Origin of the sequence: Streptomyces beihaiensis (genome assembly GCF_026274175.1) — a bacterium.
Lineage (GTDB): Bacteria > Actinomycetota > Actinomycetes > Streptomycetales > Streptomycetaceae > Streptomyces > Streptomyces beihaiensis.
The window spans coordinates 29,833-45,392 of sequence record NZ_JAPHNL010000157.1; the positions used below are offsets into that span (position 1 = coordinate 29,833).

The window sequence follows — 15,560 nt, forward strand, 5'->3', positions numbered from 1 at the left end:
AGGCACGGGCGCGCGCGTTCGGCACTCCGACCGCACCCCGCCGAACCGTGCTCACCTCAGGACAGGCATCGCCCTGCTGCCCCATGCCGTGCGCACCTTGCCCCGACGGCGCCGCGCAGACCTCGAACGCCTCGAACGCCGCGCACTCGCCACACCGCCCGCCTCTTCCAGTTCACCGCCCCTGCCCGGCAGGCGTCAGCTCAGGACCCGCCCGACGCACCCGACTCGCCCGACGCACCCGACTCGCCTGACTCCTCCGACTCGCTCGATTCGCCCTTGGCCCACAGCGAGCGGACGTGCCCGAGGTGGCGGGTCATGCACCGCTCGGCGGCTTCGGCGTCGCCGGAGAGCATGAGTTCCAGCAGCTCCAGGTGTTCCTCGGCCGAGGGGATCAGTTCGCCGCGCTGGTCCAGGGCGGTCAGGCCGTACAGGCGGGAGCGTTTGCGCAGATCGTCAACGGTTTCGACGAGGCGGTCGTTGCCGGAGAGCGCGAGGAGCGAGAGATGGAACCGGCGGTCAGCCTCCAGGTAGCTGATGAGGTCGTGGTCGTGTGCGGCGCGGACGATCTCCTCGGCGGCCGGGCGCAGCGCTTCGAGGTCGCTCCTCGACGCCGTCCTCGTGATCCGGCTGACCGTGGGAACCTCGATCAGGGTGCGGATCTCGTTGTAGTGGTCGAGGTCGCGCTCGTTGACCTCGGTGACCCGGAAGCCCTTGTTGCGGACCGGCTCCACCAGGCCCTCGCGAGCCAGGTCGAGCATCGCCTCGCGTACCGGCGTCGCCGAGATGCCGAAGTGTTCGGCGAGCGTCGGGGCCGAATAGACCTCACCCGGGCTCAGTTCACCGGAGATGAGGGCGGCGCGCAGGGCGTGGGCGACCTGGTCGCGCAGTCGCTCCCCGGTGGTGATGAGGTGGCCCGCCTTCAGATGCCCGTGCCCCATGCTGGTCTTCCTCCGTGCCTGAATGGAGCATCAGAGTACAATGTCACGTTGTTTTGGCGGGTTCCGGGGTTCCGGGGTTCCGGGGTTCCGGGGTGCCGGGTGTCAGGGCGCCAGGGTGTACGTCCGGTCGCCCGTGTAGAAGTCCAGGGCCGCGCCGCCCTGCTCCCTCGGGCCGTGGCTGGATGCCGGGGGCCGGCATCCGCACCAGGAGGTCGGAGGGGTCGGCCGGGTTGGGGGAGATGACAGAAGCGGCCTTGGTCGCGGAGTTCACACCGGTCACATCAGTCACACGCGTCGCATGGATCGCATGGATCGCACGGGCCGTGCTAGCTCACATGAGTCAGACGGATCACACAGGTCATACAGGTCACCTGGCTCACACGGCTCACACGGCTCACACGGCTCACACGGCTCACACGGCTCACACAGCTCACACGGCTCACAGGAGGAAGCCTCCGGGGAAGGGGTCGTCCGGGTCGAGGAAGTACTGGGCGGTGCCGGTGACCCAGGCGCGACCGGTGACGGTGGGCACGACGGCCGGTAGCCCGCCGACCTCCGTCTCCTCGATCAGGCGGCCGGTGAACCGGGTACCGATGAACGACTCGTTGACGAAGTCCCGGTGGAGCGGGAGTTCACCGCGGGCGTGCAGTTGGGCCATGCGGGCGGACGTACCGGTGCCGCACGGCGAACGGTCGAACCAGCCCGGGTGGATGGCCATGGCATGGCGTGAGCGGTGTGCGTCGGAGCCCGGCGCGGCGAGGTAGACGTGTTTGACGCCGGTGATCTCCGGGCGTTCGGGGTGGACGGGCCGGTCCGGTGACGCGTTGATCGCGTCCATGACGGCGAGACCGGCGGCGAGGAGGTCGTCCTTGCGGGCCCGGTCGAAGGGCAGCCCCAGCGCGTCGAGTTCGACGAAGGCGTAGAAGTTGCCGCCGAAGGCGAGGTCGTACGTCACCGTGCCGCATCCGGGCACGTCGATCCGGCGTTCCAGGCCCACGCAGAACGCGGCCACGTTGGTGAGGGTGACCGCCTTCGCCTCGCCGTCCTCGACGCGCACGTCCACGCTGACCAGCCCGGCCGGGGTGTCGAGCCGCACCGTCGTGACCGGCTCGGTGACCGACACCATCCCGGTTTCGACCAGTACGGTGGCCACCCCGATGGTGCCGTGCCCGCACATCGGAAGCAGGCCGGACACCTCGATGAACAGGACGCCGTAGTCGGCGTCGGGGCGGGCCGGAGGTTGCAGGACCGCGCCGCTCATGGCGGCGTGGCCGCGGGGCTCGTACATCAGGAGCGTACGGATGTGGTCCATGTGCTCGATGAAGTGGAGCCTGCGGTCGGCCATGGTGGCGCCGGGGACCACACCGACGCCACCGGTGATGACACGTGTGGGCATCCCCTCGGTGTGCGAGTCGACGGCGTGGAAGACGTGACGCGTGCGCACGGACGTGTGTCCTTTCCCGGTTCGGTTGCGACGACTGGGTACGGGCCGGGGCCGGTCAGTGGTGGCCTTGGGCGATGGCCTTCTCCGTGGCCGCGCGCACCCGGGCCTCGCTCTCGCCGGTGAGCGGGGAGCGCGGTGGGCGAGCGGGTCCGCCGTGACGGCCGACGAGGTCCATGGAGAGCTTGATCGCCTGTACGAACTCGGTCTTGGAGTCCCAGCGCAGCAGGGGGTGCAGCGAACGGTAGAGGGGCAGCGCCGTCTCCAGGTCACCGGCGACGGCGGCATGGTAGAGGCGGGCGCAGGTGGCCGGGAAGGCGTTCGGGTAGCCCGCGATCCAGCCGACGGCACCGGCGATCGCCAGCTCCAGCAGGACGTCGTCCGCGCCGATCAGGAGGTCGAGTTCGGAGGCCAGTTCGGCGATCTCGTACGCCCTGCGCACATCGCCGGTGAACTCCTTGACGGCTACCACGCCGCCGTCGCCGTGCAGTTGGGCGAGCAGTGCGGGAGTCAGGTCCACCTTGGTGTCGATGGGGTTGTTGTACGCGACGACCGGCACCCCGGCCTTGGCGACCTCGGCGTAGTGGGCGCGTACGGCGCGTTCGTCGGCGCGATAGGCGTTCGGTGGCAGCAGCAGCACGCTGCCGCACCCCGCCTCCGCCGCCTGCTCGGCCCAGCGGCGGGCCTCGCCGCTGCCGTAGGCGGCGACCCCGGGCATCACCCTGGCCCCGTCGCCCGCGGCCTCGACGGCGGTGCGCACGACGTGGGCGCGCTCCTCGTCGGTGAGGGTCTGGTACTCGCCGAGCGAGCCGTTGGGGACGACGCCGTCGCAGCCGTTGTCGAGGAGCCGTCGCACGTGTTCGGCGTAGGCGTCGTGGTCGACGGAGAGGTCCTCGCGTAGGGGCAGGGCGGTGGCGACCATGATGCCGCGCCAGGGGCGGTCAGGAGTCCAGGAGGTGGAGGCGGAGGCGGAGGTGGAGGCGGAGGTGGGAGCGGAGGTCGAGGCGGGTAGGGGCGTGGAGGTGGTGGCCGTGGTCATGTCGGTGAGCCTTCTATGATGTGTGACATTTTATTGCGACCGTGAGTTGCGTTGCGAGTTGCGTTTGCGAGTTGCGTTGCGAGTTGTGAACGCTGGACTGCGAGTCATGCGTCACGCGGAGTCAGGCACCGGGCGCGGGTATCTCCCGGCTCTCCGGCCTCACCGGCCTCGTCGAGCGCGGCAAGTACCCCGAGCGGGACCGGCACGGCCAGCGGCCTGCGGTCGGTGGACGATGGCACCGCCCCGCCGCCATCTGCCGCCAGACAGGCCACGGCCGCCCCGCACACGCGGCCTTGGCACCAGCCCATGCCCGCCCGGGTGAGGAGCTTGACCGTACGGGCGTCGCGGGCGCCGAAGTCGGTGACCGCTTCACGGATGCCGCCGACGGTCACCTCCTCGCAGCGGCACACGTCCGTGTCGTCCGTCAGCCACCGGGTCCAGCCGGGGCCAGGGGCGTGTGCGGCCGCCATGGCGTCGGCGAAGGCGCGCATCCGGTCCCTGCGGCGGCGCAGTGTCAGGGCCCGCCGGGAACCGGTGAGGGCGGGCCTGCCCCGCAACCGGGCGGCGACCGCGAGGGCGGCCAGTTCCCCTTCCGTACACGCTAGTTGGGCACCGCCGACGCCGCCGGTCTCGCCGGCCGACCAGACGCCGGGGACGGAGGTTTCCTGGAGGTCGTCCAGGGCTAGGGCCCGCGTGGCGTCGGGGGTGGGGCGGGTCGCGCAGCCGAGGCTCGTGGCCAGGTCGAGTTGTGGGACGAGTCCGTGTCCCACGGCCAGCGCGTCGCAGGGGACGCGCCGGTCCGTCCCCGGGACCGGCCGCCACCGCGTGTCCAGGCGGGAGACGGTCACGGCCTCCACCCGTTCGGTGCCGTGGACGGCGGTGACCGCGCTGCGGGTGCGCAGCCGGACCCGGTGGCGCAGCAGGGCCGAGCCGTGGACCGCGGCCTCGGCGAGTTTGCCGGGGTTGGCGGCGAGAGCGTGCGGGTGGCGGGCGTACCGGAGGTAGCCGGACGCCTCGACGACGGCGGGGACACGTGCCCCGGCCGCGGCGAGCGAGGAGGCGACGGCGAGCAGCAGCGGTCCGCTGCCCGCGACGACGACGCGCCTGCCCGGCAGGACGAGCCCGGACTTGAGCATCGCCTGGGCGCCCCCGGCGCCCACCACTCCGGGCACCGTCCAGCCGGGGAAGGGGAGTTGCCGCTCGGACGCGCCGGTCGCGAGGAGGAGTGCGCGGGCCCGTACGCGCACGGGACGCTCCTCTTCACCGTCGGCGCCGGTGGTGGCGTGCACGGCCCACGACTCCCCGCTCTCCCGGACCACGCTCCACACGTGGTGCCCGAGGAGCGGCGCGATGTCGCTCGCCTCCAGGCGTCGGCGCAGTCCGTCGAAGGCGGCCTCGTCGTGGTGCGGGGCCCGCGGCCGCGCGGCGCCGAGGGCCGGGGCGGGATGCCGGTGGAACTGGCCGCCGATCTGAGCGGAGGCGTCCAACAGGGCGACGGTGAGGCCCTGTTCGGACGCGGCGACGGCACCGGCGAGTCCGGCACAGCCCGCGCCGATCACCGCGAGGTCGTACGGTTCAGTCGCCGAGCCCGGCATGGCCGTCTCCTTCCTGGGTCGTGATGGCGTCGCCGGGGCGCGCGGGCAGCAGGCAGGCGCGCCGGTTGGGAACGCCGTTGACGGTGGCCAGGCAGTCGTAGCACTGCCCGATGCCGCAGAACGCGCCGCGCGGGCGACCGGTGTTCCGGGTGGTGCGCCAGGCGAGGATGCCGGCTCCCCACAGGGCGGCGGCGATCGACTGGCCGGGCAGCGCGGTGACGGCGCGGCCGTCGACGGTGATCTCGAACGGCGGAGCGGGGCGCGCCCCGGCCGACTCACGAGAGGTGCGGGCCACTGCGGGTTCCTCTCGATGCCTCGAATCGGCGGGGGTGGAACGGGCCGATGTCCATGTGTGGTTGTTCCCCGGTCAGGAGTTGGGCGACGAGCAGGCCCGTGGCCGGTGCCAGGCCGATCCCGGCGCCCTCGTGGCCGCAGGCGTGCAGCAGCCCGGGCACGTGTGGATCGGGGCCGATCGCGGGCAGGTGGTCGGGGAGATACGGGCGGAAGCCCGCGTAGGTCCGGATCGCCCGGACTCCGGCCAGTACCGGGAACAGGGCTGTGGCCTGGGCGGCGAGGCGGCGCAGCACCTCGGTGGAGAGCCCGCGGTCGAAGCCCACCCGCTCGCGGCTCGCGCCGATCAGCACCGGGCCCGCCGCGGTGCCCTCGACCACGGCCGAGGTCTGGAGCGCGGCGGACCCGTTCGCCACGTCGGCGACGTAGTCCGCCGCGTACACCTTGTGGCGCACCACGCGCGGCAGCGGTTCGGTGACGAGGACGAAACCGCGGCGGGGCAGGACCGGCAGGTCCGAACCGGCGCGCCGGGCCAGTTCGCCGCCCCAGACCCCGGCCGCGTTCACGACGTGCGGGGCATGGAGGACTCCGGTGGCCGTCCGCACCCCTGTCACCCGTCCGTCCGGTCCGGCCAGGAGGCTCGTGACCTCTGCGCCGAGGCGGACTTGGGCGTCCGAGGCGCGCAGCAGGTGGGCGGCGGCCAGGGCGGGCTGGACCTGGGCGTCCTGGGGGTAGTGGAAGCCGCCCGCCAGGTCTGGGGCGAGGTGTGGCTCCAGATCGGTGAGCCGGTCGGGGGTGATCTCGTGCGCCTCCACGCCGGCTCTTTCCTGACCGGCCGCGAAGTCCCGCAGCGCGGCCATTCCAGCAGGGCCGGAGGCGACGACCAGGCCGCCCTTGGTCTCGTACTCGATCCGCGGCGGAAGGGACTTCGCCAGTTCCCGCCACAACCGCGCGGACAGGAGGGCGAGTTCGAGTTCGGGGCCGGGTTCCTTGTCGGACACCAGGAGGTTTCCCTCGCCCGCGCCGGTGGTCCCGCCCGCGACGGCGCCGCGGTCGACCACGGTGACCGAGAGACCCGCCAGGCCGGCGTAGTAGGCGCAGGCCGCGCCGACCATTCCCGCCCCGACGACGATGACGTCCGAGGATGTTCTCGTGGGCACAGCAGTAATATTTCACATTGCACCCACTGTGCCAAGACCCCTCGGAGCCACACGTTCACGGGTGACATTTCACATGGGACTGGAAGCACGAACCCACTGGCCCGGGGCTTACTTGGACTCCACTCGCCCTACGGCGTCGGGGCCGGTCGTCAGCGCCTCGCACGCGGTCTGCCACGTGGGGGCGCCAGGGTGAAGCCGGGTGTGGAGGTAGGCCGCCGTGAGCCGGGCGAGGGCGGCGACTCGGCCGGGGTCCTCGTCGCTGGTCTCGGCGGCGTCGTATCCGGCGATCCCGCCGAGTCCGTGCTCCGCGCCGAACAGGGTGAGCAGGGTCTTGGGCCCGGGGGCGAGGGTGTAGGGATCGACGTGCCAGGCCGGCCCCATGTCCGTGAAGTGCCGGGAGTCGTCCTTGTCGCCCGCGACGACCAGCGCCGGCGTGGTCATGGTGGAGAAGTCGACGGCGCCGATGATCGGCCACCGCTCGGCCATGGGCCCGTTGAAGGCGTCGCCGCCCCTGCCCGGCGCGGCGAGCAGTACGCCTGCCTTGATCCGGGTCTCGGTGAGGCGCACGACCTTTCCGGTGTCCGGGTCGGTGATCCCGGCGCCGAGCAGGAGGGCGGCGGTGAACCCGCCGAGCGAGTGTCCGGCGAGGGCGACCCTGGTGCGGTCGACGCGTCCCGCGAGCTGCGGCACGGCGCCCTCGATCGCATCGAGCCGGTCGAGGATGTGGGTCATGTCCTCGGCGCGGGAGCGCCAGAAGTCGGGTGCGCCGGGCGCGTCGGCGACCAGGTGGCTCAGCGTCCTGGAGGTGAGGTGGGTGGGCTGGACGACGACGAATCCACGGGCAGCCCAGAAGTCGGCGAGCGGCGCGTAGCCGTTGAGCGAGGAGAGGTGGTTCGAGGGGCCGTGACCGTGGGAGAAGAGGATGACCGGGAGGCCGGTTCCGGTCGCGGGCGCGGAGACCCGCACGTGGAGGTCCACGGGGCGTCCGGGCGCCGGGAGGACTACGGGACTGAAGGACAGGACCGGGACGGGCGTGCCCCAGGTGTCCGCGCTGATGACGGTGGACGTGCTCACGATGTGGTTTTCCTTTCGGGGGCGGACGGCGGCCGGTGGCGGGGCGACCAATGGCCAATGGCTAATGACCAGCGGCCAGCGGCCGGCGGCCAGCGGCCAGCGGCCAGCGGCCAGCGGCCGGCGGCCGGCGGCCAGCGGCCAATCGCCAATGACCAGCAGAGCGGCAGAGCGGCGGCGCGGTCGGGAGTGGCACGCGTCGGCTAGACTGAAGCGGAGCGCCGCTCCAGTTAATTTTCGGAACATCGCTCCGCTTTGTCAACCAGTTACGGAAGGACCACGCGATGGCCGCCGAGAGCCCCGCAGGGCAGTCGCCGTCCCGAGGCAAGCGGTCCGACGCGCAGCGCAACCGGCAGACCGTGCTCGCCGCGGCCGCCGAGGTGTTCGCCACGTCCGGCGTGGACGCGCCGATCCGCCGGATCGCGAGCCGGGCAGGCGTCGGAATGGGCACGGTCTACCGCCATTTCCCGACCCGGGCGGACCTCGTCACCGCCGTCTACCACCACCAGATCGAGGAATGCGCGGAGGCCGGACCGACGCTCCTGGCCGATGCCGACTCCCCACTCGACGCGCTGCGCCAGTGGATCGACCTCTTCGTCGACTTCCTCGTCACCAAGCACGGACTCGCCGACGCCCTGCAGTCCGACAGCGACCGTTTCGCCGCGCTGCACACCTACTTCCTCGACCGCCTGCTGCCCGTCTGCGCCCAACTACTCGACGCCGCGGTCGAGTCCGGCGACATCAGACCCGGTACACAGCCGTACGAGCTGATGCGCGGCATCGGCAACCTCTGCGTCGGACGCGACGACGACCCCCGCTACGACCCGCGACGCCTGATCGCCCTCCTGCTCGCCGGGCTTCGGCAGCCCCGCACGCCCTGACCCCGAGGAACGACATCGCACCCCGGCCCCGAAGCACGACATCGGGCCCCGGCCCCGAGGCAGGACATCGGACCCCGGCCCCTCCACGGCTTCCAGTCGACGGAGGGGCCACACCCGGCGGGCGGGGATCGCGGCGGGGCCGAGTCCGCTCAGGCGGCCTCGGGCGTGCGCCTCTTCGCGTCGCGCACCTCGCGCAACGCGCCCGACCAGGCGACCACTTGGTCGAGCATGCCGCGCACCGCGGCGTCCAGGCCCTGCTGCGGGACGAAGGTCCCGGTGCGGAACGAGGGGTGGGTCGAGATGGTGGGCTGGGCGCGGACCGTGGCCACCTGGAGCTCGGCGAGGACGAGCCGCAGCGCCTCGGCGGCGCGGGCCCCGGCGACCCAGCCGCCATAGCTGATGATTCCGGCGGCCTTGTCGTTCCACTCCCGGTAGACGTGGTCAAGGGCGTTCTTCAGGGCCCCGGGATAGGAGTGGTTGTACTCGGGGACGAGGAACACGTATCCGTCGAAGCTGTCGACGAGCGCGCCCCAGGCGCGGGTGTGCTCGTGCTGGTACTGCTGGAGGTTCGGATTGCCGGGCTCGTCGAGGTTGCCGAGGTCGTGGTCGGCGAGGTCGACGAGTTCGTAGTCGGCGCCGCCGTGGGCACGGGCGGTGTCCAGCGCCCAGGCGGCGATCTGGTCGCCGCGACGTCCGGGGCGGGTGCTTCCGAGGATGAGCGCGATGCGCAGTGCCATGGTCTTCCCTCGTTACCTCTCGTTGTTTCTCGTTACTTCTCGTTACTTCTTGTTATTTCTTTGTTGCTTCTCGTTACTGCTGGTTGCTTCTTGTCAGCCTGAGTTGCCACGTCAACTCTAGACCGGAACGAGTTGAGGCGACAACTACGCAGGTCGCGATAGTCTCGGTGGCATGGCAGAGACCCGATCGCTGGAGCCGGAGGAGTGGGAGTTCTGGGATGTCTGGATGCGCGCGCAACGCCTGCTCACCAGGGAGCTGGAGCGTGGTCTGCAGCGCGACTGCGACATCTCGAAGGCCGAGTTCAGTGTGCTGGTGACGCTGTGGCAGGCCGGAGGCCGCGAGATGCGTGTCGGCGAGCTCTCCGAGTCACTCGACTGGGACAAGAGCCGCGTCTCGCACCAGCTGACCCGTATGGAAAAGCGCGGTCTCGTCAGCCGCACCCGTTACGGGGCCGACGGCCGCCGCGCGGGGATCGGGCTGACCGCCGAGGGGCGTCAAGCCGCCCGGAGCGCCATCGACGTGCACGGCGGCAACATTCGCCGCCACGCCCTCGACTCCCTGACCTCCGAGCAGGCGTCGGTCATCCGGGCCTGGAGCGAGCAGACGATCGACCGCCTGGAACGCCTCGACGACCAGTAGATCGGAAGGCGGCAGGGCGCTCGCGAGCGAGTCGTTCGCCCGCGCCGTACCCCACTGGCGCGTCTGTCGTTGTATCGATCATGATCACCAGACTTCGTCCCGGCCGAGCCGTCCTGTCCGTCGCGGCCGCCGCCGCCCTGAGCGCCGGTGCCGCCTCGTACAGCTCCGCGGCGGCGGCCGTCGCGAGCCTCACCAACGCCGACAACGCGAGGACCGTGGCAGTGCACCTGGGTGACACCGTCCAGGTGCGGCTCACCCCCGTGCGGGGCGACGGTGTGCAGTGGGTGTGGAACGTGCCCACCGCCTCTGATCCGGGCCTGCTCGCGCGCGCTACCGGCAGCGCGGCCCCGGACGGTGGTGCCGCCGCCACGTTCGAGGCCCAGGAGGCGGGCAGCGGCAGCGTCACGGCGCAAGCGGTGTGCAGGCCGACAGCGCCCGGGGCCCGGTGTCCGGCCGCCGCCATGTCGTGGAACGTCACCGTGGACGTCCAGTAGACCGGGCGGACCCCACCGCTTCAGGCGGCCGGTGTCGACACGCCCTGGCAGAGGGCCGCCGGGAGCGGGCCGGCGGTGCCCCTTGCGGTCACCTCGGCCGTGCCGTCGGCGGCGGCGGCCTCGCGTCGGCGGCGTCGGCGGCGGCCGTGCACACCGGCTGTTGTACTCCGGCGTCCTGCGCGCACTGAGCCGCGGCGAACTCGCGCCGACCTCCGTCTCGTCGCTCCAGGTGCGCTGTCCCGCCGGCACGCCTGAGGGCGCGCGGACCTGCCCCCCGGCGGGACGGGGCGCAGGACGCGGCGGCCGGCATCTCCTGGTCCCGCTACGCCGCGCCCGGCGGGTGCGGCCGGGCGGCGTGGCGCCGGTGAGCGCGCAGGAGCGCGACCGAGCCGCTGACCAGCACCACGAGCAGAGCGCCCAACCCGGCAGGGGTGAGCGGGTACAGCAGTGACGCCGTCATCTGCACGGCGGCGGGCAGCAGGGCCACCGTGAGACCCGCGGCGAGCGCCCTGTCACGCCTGCTGAAGAGCAACGCGACCGCGAAGACCCCGGCCCAGAAGGTGTGCGTGACCAGCGGGCCCCCCGTCATGGGTTGATAGGCGCTCACGAGCTGCGCCGCCCACAGCGCCAGGGTCAGCGCGACGGTGCCCGTGATCGCGGTGCCCCGCGACCGGCAGGGGCCGAGCAGGTCCCTGGGCGCGGCGAGGATGACGGCGCCGGTGAGCAGCGCCGCGATCACGTTCAGCGCGGCGCCGGTGTAGGTGCCGGGAAAGAGGTGGGCGAGCCCGAGCAGAGGGATGTCGGCCAGGCGCAGCACGGTCGCCGCCGCGGCCAGTGCACGTACCGCACTCCAGCGCCCGGTCCACACGGCCGCGAGTGCCACCACCCAGAGCAGCGGCCTGACGCCCTGGTTGGCCAGGAGGAGCAGGCCCGGCAGCGAGGACGCGGACGAGGACGGGACCCGGTCGCCGGGGGCGAAGAGCCACAACAGGTTCGCCACGCTGCCCGCCGTCGCCACGGCGACCATCAGCGGCGCCCCGTGCGCCAGGACCTGACCTGCGGTCCCGTCGGAGCCCAGGCCGGTACGCAGCCGCAGGCCGTGACCGGCGATGTCGAGCGCCTCGCGCAGCCGGCCGAGGGGGCCGGCGTCCCGCGTGGCCTCGGCGTGGATCGCGCTCAGCTCGGCTTCGTGCTCGGCGCGGTACGCGGCCGGATGGCAGCGCAGGGCCCAGCGGAGGGTGCGCGGCGGACGCGGCGGGCCCGGCGGGTTCTGTTCCGTCATGCAAGGGCACCTTTCGGGCGGACGGCCGGGGTGCTGTGCGCGGCCATCCGGCGCTCCGCCTCGGCGACGACGGCGCGCAGCCGCCGCGTCTCGGCGGCCAGCACGCCGCGGCCGGTCTCGTCGAGGGCGTAGACCTTACGGGCCCTGCCGTCGACGACCTCCTCGCGCTCGACCCGGATGAGGCCCTGCTGGAGCAGGCGATCGAGCGCGCCGTACAGGGTGCCGGTGCGCATGCGCACGCGGCCGTTGGAGATCGCGTCGATCTCCTGGATCAGCCCGTATCCGTGCCTGGGCTCGTCGGCGAGGGCGGTGAGCAGGAGCAGCGTCGGCTCCTGGAGCGGTCGGTCACTCATAACAGCTATATATATCGGTGCACGACATATATTGTCGAGTGACACATGTGGTGAATGCCGGAGGACTCCCGGGCGGGGATGCTGGGGACTCCCGGGCGGGGATGCTGGGGATGCCCGTGGGGTGTGCTGGGGAAAACCGGGGAGATGCCTACCGATCCGCCGGTTCGGGGCCGTCGTCTCCGCCGTGCGCGTGATTCCGGCAGAGGACTGCGCGACGTCGGGACGAACCGGGCGCGGGACAGCGATATGGATCGAACATGGTTCGTTCTTCACGACGTCGACGTCCCACCCTCCTCGCCCTGCTGGCCGTGCTCGTGGCCGCGCCGTTCGCGCTGGCAGCCGCGCCTCCCGAGACGGCCTCACCGGGGGTCTCATCAGGCATCTCACCGGGCTCCCCGGCTCTGTTGACCGGGGACAGCGCCGCACCGTCGGGCACCGGTCGGCAGGTGGAGCGGTTCAAGCACCACCTGTCCGAGTCCGGCTACGTGTCTCAGTCGGGCAGCGAAAGCGTCTTCGACCTCAACGGCAGGTACTGCGACGGAACTGTCTTCAGCGCCCTGTGGCCCAACCCCCAGTCGCCCTACATCCTCACCGGACTGCCCGAGGTACCGGGGCAGGCCCCCAACACCAACCCACCCAGGACGTGGCGCCTGAGGCAGGACGAGGCCGTCGTGCTGATCGGCAGAACGCCACCGCCGGAGGCGTACTTCGGCTTCGACCTCACCCGGGTCAAAGGTTCGCTGCACACCGGACCGATCATGTGGCCCTCCGTTGTCGACCCGGTCAACAACGAGACGGTGCGCACCACCGGCAAGTCACCGTACGGCCGCCCGTTCGCCCTGGTGATCACGGGCAACCGGCACACCAGGGAGGAGGTCGACCAGATGCTGGCGGCCTCCGGGCTGGGCGACGGGACGAACAACATGACGATCCCTCCGGCCATGTACCGGCTCGGCCTCGGCAAGCGTTCCGACCAGTTCCTGCTCGGCATCCGCACGGTTCTGGCCAAGCCCGGCCTGGAGAAGAAGCTCGACGACTACCGCGCGAAGCCCCCGCTGCAGGTCTTCCGGGTGCGGCCGCGCGGCGGCTCCGAGAACCAGACGAAGCCCGTCTACGGTCCCGCCCCCCTGCCGGTCCCCCGGATGCGCGTCTCCGGGACCGGCGCCACCGAACTCGACCTCAACCCCACGCTGCAGAAGCTGCGTCGACGGATCATCGCCGCCCACCCCGGCTACAAGGCACAGGACATCGTCGTCAGGCGCGGCTTCGAGGAGTCGAATCCCGGCCTGCAGGAGAACCTGCTGACCAAGCCGCCCCTCACGGGAGTGGACGCGCTGTCCAACGACGCCGACGACCCGATCACCCGCAACTTCCGCCTGCCGAACGGCTCCTTCGTCGTCGCCTACGGCACCAACCACGTGGCCACCCGGCAGGCCAGTTACTCCAGTGTCACGATGTACGCGGGCCCCAAGGCGGCCGTGTCGCTGGCCGCGCGGAACAACCGTGATCTGCGGGGCAGCGCACGGGACTTCCTCGCCGACCGTCCCGACGCGGACAAGTTCTACGCCTGGACCTTCAGCCGCGCCGGCAGCGCCGGACCCACCGGGCCGCACGTGACCGAACTCCCGTCCACCAGCACGAAATTCTGCTCCCAGTACGGCACCGACAGGCCCGTCGACATGACCACGCTCCGCGCCGTGGCCCGCGCCTACGCGCAGCCCGGGACGAACACCCGCCCCGCCATGTCGTCCCTCCTCCTGGACCGGCTGCTGGTCTTCACGCCCAAGTAAGCCTGAGCAAGCCGCGGGCGGGTGACGTGGAGCGCGCGGTCACCCGCCCCCGCACCCGCCGGCCACGGCACCGCCCATGTGCCGCGGCGGGACGGACGACCGGCCGGGGAAAACTTGCCCCGGCGCCCCCCTCACCGACGCGCCGAGACCCGGGCACCGAGCCGGTGTCACGACCTGGTTGCGCTCCCTCCACACCCCGCCGAGGCCCTCGTCGTCAGGTCCACCGGGCTTGCGCCGGCGGCGGTGGTCTCCGGTGGCACGGGCACTCCGGCGCCAGGGTGGGTTCACCCGGTCGTCGCGGCAACCCCACAACACCTGCATTGACATGCCCTTGACCAGCCGAAGTCGGCGGTCGCATGGTGAAACCCCTCGGCCCGACATCGGCCTGACACTCCGTCACCGACCGGGGCTCCTTTCCCCGCAGCCCTTCCGCACCCGAACTTCCCACCGCACGAATCCGCCTCGAAACATCTCGAACCACCTCACACAACACGGAGGCTTGATGCCACGCAGCCCGATATCCTCCGGCCCCCCGGTGATCCGCCGACGACAACGCAGCATGGCAGCCGCTCTCACCGCACTGCTCACGTTCGCCGCCACCGCCCTCACCGTCGGCCTCGCCACGGGCGCCGCGGCCGCCACCACACCTACGACTACTGCGGCGAGCACAACGGGCTTCGGCTGCTCGCATCCCGTACGCGCCGGACAGGCCCGCTGTTACGGCCTCCTGGAGGGCCTGCGCACCGCCACGGGCCGCCTGTCACCGTTCACCACCGGGTCCCCCACCACCACCGGGTATGTGCCCTCCGACCTGCGATCCGCCTACCACCTCGGCGGCACCTCCGGCTCCGGCCGGACCGTGGCGATCGTCGACGCCATGGACGACCCGAACGCGGAGTCCGACCTGGCCGCCTACCGCAGCGCCTACGGGCTGCCGGCCTGCACCACCGCCAACGGCTGCTTCCGCAAGGTGAACCAGCACGGTCAGGCGTCGCCGCTGCCCTCCGGTGACTACGGGTGGGCCGAGGAGATCAGCCTCGACCTCGACATGGTCTCGGCGATCTGCCCCGGCTGCCACATCCTCCTGGTCGAGTCCGACTCGGCGAACGTCCCCGACCTCATGACGGCCGAGGACACCGCCGCCGGCACCCCGGGGGTCGTCTCCGTCTCCAACAGCTGGGGTGGCCCCGAGGACAGCACCACCACCGGCACCGACCCGCACTTCGACCACCCGGGCGTCGCGATCACAGCCAGTTCGGGCGACTCCGGCTACGGCGTCTCCTGGCCGGCCTCCTCCTCGTACGTCACCGCTGTGGGCGGCACCTCCCTGAAGAAGGCGTCCAACACGCGCGGCTGGACCGAGTCCGCCTGGAGCGGCGCGGGTTCGGGCTGCTCGGCGCAGGAGGCCAAGCCGTCCTGGCAGCACGACCCCGGCTGCGCGAAGCGCGCCGTCACGGACGTGTCCGCGGTCGCCGACCCGCAGACCGGGGTGGCGGTCCGCGACACGTACAACAGCTGCGGCGGCGGCACCCTGTGCGACACCTTCCTCCAACTCGGGCTCGCCAAGGGCGCCGACGGATGGGTCCAGGTCGGCGGCACCAGCGCCTCCTCGCCGATCATCGCGAGCGTCTACGCACTGGCCGGCAACACCTCGCAGGTCGTCGGCGGCTCGTACCCGTACAGCCACACGTCGGCACTCAACGACGTCACCACCGGCAACAACGGCTCCTGCGGAGGCAGTTACCTCTGCACGGCAGGACCGGGCTACGACGGCCCGACCGGCCTGGGCACCCCCGACGGAACAGGCGCCTTCTGACGAAGGCGTCCACCCCCGCCTCCCGAGGGCCG

Annotated in this window: 15 protein-coding genes; 5 read left to right on the plus strand and 10 right to left on the minus strand. The window is 72.0% G+C overall.

Features of this window, described 5'->3' with window-relative positions; genetic code table 11:
- Nucleotides 1-200: 200 nt before the first annotated feature.
- The 7 genes from OFY01_RS15390 to OFY01_RS15420 all read right to left on the minus strand — a co-directional run bounded on the left by OFY01_RS15390 (nucleotide 201) and on the right by OFY01_RS15420 (nucleotide 7,538).
- The gene (locus OFY01_RS15390; RefSeq protein ID WP_266600222.1) at nucleotides 201-938 is read right to left on the minus strand and encodes a GntR family transcriptional regulator; all 738 of its coding nucleotides are present in this window, start codon (nucleotides 936-938) and stop codon (nucleotides 201-203) included.
- A 439-nt stretch (nucleotides 939-1,377) separates the two neighbouring features.
- A complete protein-coding gene (locus OFY01_RS15395) occupies nucleotides 1,378-2,382 on the minus strand; it encodes a proline racemase family protein (RefSeq protein ID WP_266600224.1) in 1,005 nt (334 codons plus the stop codon).
- 55 nt (nucleotides 2,383-2,437) lie between these two features.
- Entirely contained in the window at nucleotides 2,438-3,301 is an 864-nt protein-coding gene (locus OFY01_RS15400; protein ID WP_266600270.1) for a dihydrodipicolinate synthase family protein, read from the minus strand.
- 221 nt (nucleotides 3,302-3,522) lie between these two features.
- Nucleotides 3,523-5,013 carry an NAD(P)/FAD-dependent oxidoreductase gene (locus OFY01_RS15405; RefSeq protein WP_266600226.1) on the minus strand — a complete coding sequence of 497 codons (1,491 nt, stop codon included), beginning with the start codon at nucleotides 5,011-5,013 and terminating at the stop codon, nucleotides 3,523-3,525.
- Nucleotides 4,994-5,308: a (2Fe-2S)-binding protein gene (locus tag OFY01_RS15410; protein WP_266600228.1), complete on the minus strand. Its 315-nt coding sequence runs from the start codon at nucleotides 5,306-5,308 to the stop codon at nucleotides 4,994-4,996. The genes OFY01_RS15405 and OFY01_RS15410 overlap by 20 nt, the downstream gene beginning before the upstream one ends.
- Nucleotides 5,289-6,464 carry an NAD(P)/FAD-dependent oxidoreductase gene (locus OFY01_RS15415; RefSeq protein ID WP_266600230.1) on the minus strand — a complete coding sequence of 392 codons (1,176 nt, stop codon included), beginning with the start codon at nucleotides 6,462-6,464 and terminating at the stop codon, nucleotides 5,289-5,291. Before OFY01_RS15415 ends, OFY01_RS15410 begins: the two co-directional genes overlap by 20 nt.
- Before the next feature lie 108 nt (nucleotides 6,465-6,572).
- A complete protein-coding gene (locus OFY01_RS15420) occupies nucleotides 6,573-7,538 on the minus strand; it encodes an alpha/beta hydrolase family protein (RefSeq protein WP_266600232.1) in 966 nt (321 codons plus the stop codon).
- A gap of 281 nt (nucleotides 7,539-7,819) precedes the next feature.
- Between OFY01_RS15420 and OFY01_RS15425 the strand changes: the two genes are divergently transcribed.
- Nucleotides 7,820-8,416: a TetR/AcrR family transcriptional regulator gene (locus tag OFY01_RS15425; protein WP_266600234.1), complete on the plus strand. Its 597-nt coding sequence runs from the start codon at nucleotides 7,820-7,822 to the stop codon at nucleotides 8,414-8,416.
- A 149-nt stretch (nucleotides 8,417-8,565) separates the two neighbouring features.
- On the opposite strand, the gene OFY01_RS15430 is transcribed toward OFY01_RS15425, so the two are convergent.
- Complete coding sequence (locus tag OFY01_RS15430; RefSeq protein ID WP_266600236.1) at nucleotides 8,566-9,153, minus strand: NADPH-dependent FMN reductase; 588 nt, start codon at nucleotides 9,151-9,153, stop codon at nucleotides 8,566-8,568.
- A 172-nt stretch (nucleotides 9,154-9,325) separates the two neighbouring features.
- Here OFY01_RS15430 and OFY01_RS15435 point away from each other — a divergent pair, with 172 nt between their 5' ends.
- The gene (locus OFY01_RS15435) at nucleotides 9,326-9,793 is read left to right on the plus strand and encodes a MarR family winged helix-turn-helix transcriptional regulator (RefSeq protein ID WP_266600237.1); all 468 of its coding nucleotides are present in this window, start codon (nucleotides 9,326-9,328) and stop codon (nucleotides 9,791-9,793) included.
- 80 nt (nucleotides 9,794-9,873) lie between these two features.
- Nucleotides 9,874-10,287 carry a hypothetical protein gene (locus OFY01_RS15440; protein WP_266600238.1) on the plus strand — a complete coding sequence of 138 codons (414 nt, stop codon included), beginning with the start codon at nucleotides 9,874-9,876 and terminating at the stop codon, nucleotides 10,285-10,287.
- Between the two features lie 322 nt (nucleotides 10,288-10,609).
- On the opposite strand, the gene OFY01_RS15445 is transcribed toward OFY01_RS15440, so the two are convergent.
- Together OFY01_RS15445 and OFY01_RS15450 are read right to left on the minus strand one after the other, a co-directional pair.
- A complete protein-coding gene (locus OFY01_RS15445) occupies nucleotides 10,610-11,569 on the minus strand; it encodes a hypothetical protein (RefSeq protein WP_266600240.1) in 960 nt (319 codons plus the stop codon).
- On the minus strand, nucleotides 11,566-11,922 hold the full coding sequence (locus OFY01_RS15450) for a PadR family transcriptional regulator (protein WP_266600242.1): 357 nt from the start codon (nucleotides 11,920-11,922) through the stop codon (nucleotides 11,566-11,568). Before OFY01_RS15450 ends, OFY01_RS15445 begins: the two co-directional genes overlap by 4 nt.
- A gap of 257 nt (nucleotides 11,923-12,179) precedes the next feature.
- Between OFY01_RS15450 and OFY01_RS15455 the strand changes: the two genes are divergently transcribed.
- Nucleotides 12,180-13,712, plus strand: coding sequence for a hypothetical protein (locus tag OFY01_RS15455; RefSeq protein WP_266600243.1), 1,533 nt, complete (start codon nucleotides 12,180-12,182; stop codon nucleotides 13,710-13,712).
- Nucleotides 13,713-14,271: 559 nt separating this feature from the next.
- Entirely contained in the window at nucleotides 14,272-15,528 is a 1,257-nt protein-coding gene (locus OFY01_RS15460) for a S53 family peptidase (RefSeq protein ID WP_266600244.1), read from the plus strand.
- The last annotated feature ends 32 nt before the right edge of the window (nucleotides 15,529-15,560 follow it).

Excerpts from the sequence above, each read along its gene's own strand:
- OFY01_RS15455 (WP_266600243.1), top strand. The coding sequence starts at position 12,180 with ATGGTTCGTTCTTCACGACGTCGACGTCCCACCCTCCTCGCCCTGCTG.
- OFY01_RS15400 (WP_266600270.1), bottom strand. The coding sequence starts at position 3,301 with ATGGTCGCCACCGCCCTGCCCCTACGCGAGGACCTCTCCGTCGACCAC.
- OFY01_RS15425 (WP_266600234.1), top strand. The coding sequence starts at position 7,820 with ATGGCCGCCGAGAGCCCCGCAGGGCAGTCGCCGTCCCGAGGCAAGCGG.
- OFY01_RS15445 (WP_266600240.1), bottom strand. The coding sequence starts at position 11,569 with ATGACGGAACAGAACCCGCCGGGCCCGCCGCGTCCGCCGCGCACCCTC.
- OFY01_RS15460 (WP_266600244.1), top strand. The coding sequence starts at position 14,272 with ATGGCAGCCGCTCTCACCGCACTGCTCACGTTCGCCGCCACCGCCCTC.
- OFY01_RS15390 (WP_266600222.1), bottom strand. The coding sequence starts at position 938 with ATGGGGCACGGGCATCTGAAGGCGGGCCACCTCATCACCACCGGGGAG.
- OFY01_RS15440 (WP_266600238.1), top strand. The coding sequence starts at position 9,874 with ATGATCACCAGACTTCGTCCCGGCCGAGCCGTCCTGTCCGTCGCGGCC.
- OFY01_RS15405 (WP_266600226.1), bottom strand. The coding sequence starts at position 5,013 with ATGCCGGGCTCGGCGACTGAACCGTACGACCTCGCGGTGATCGGCGCG.
- OFY01_RS15450 (WP_266600242.1), bottom strand. The coding sequence starts at position 11,922 with ATGAGTGACCGACCGCTCCAGGAGCCGACGCTGCTCCTGCTCACCGCC.
- OFY01_RS15430 (WP_266600236.1), bottom strand. The coding sequence starts at position 9,153 with ATGGCACTGCGCATCGCGCTCATCCTCGGAAGCACCCGCCCCGGACGT.
- OFY01_RS15435 (WP_266600237.1), top strand. The coding sequence starts at position 9,326 with ATGGCAGAGACCCGATCGCTGGAGCCGGAGGAGTGGGAGTTCTGGGAT.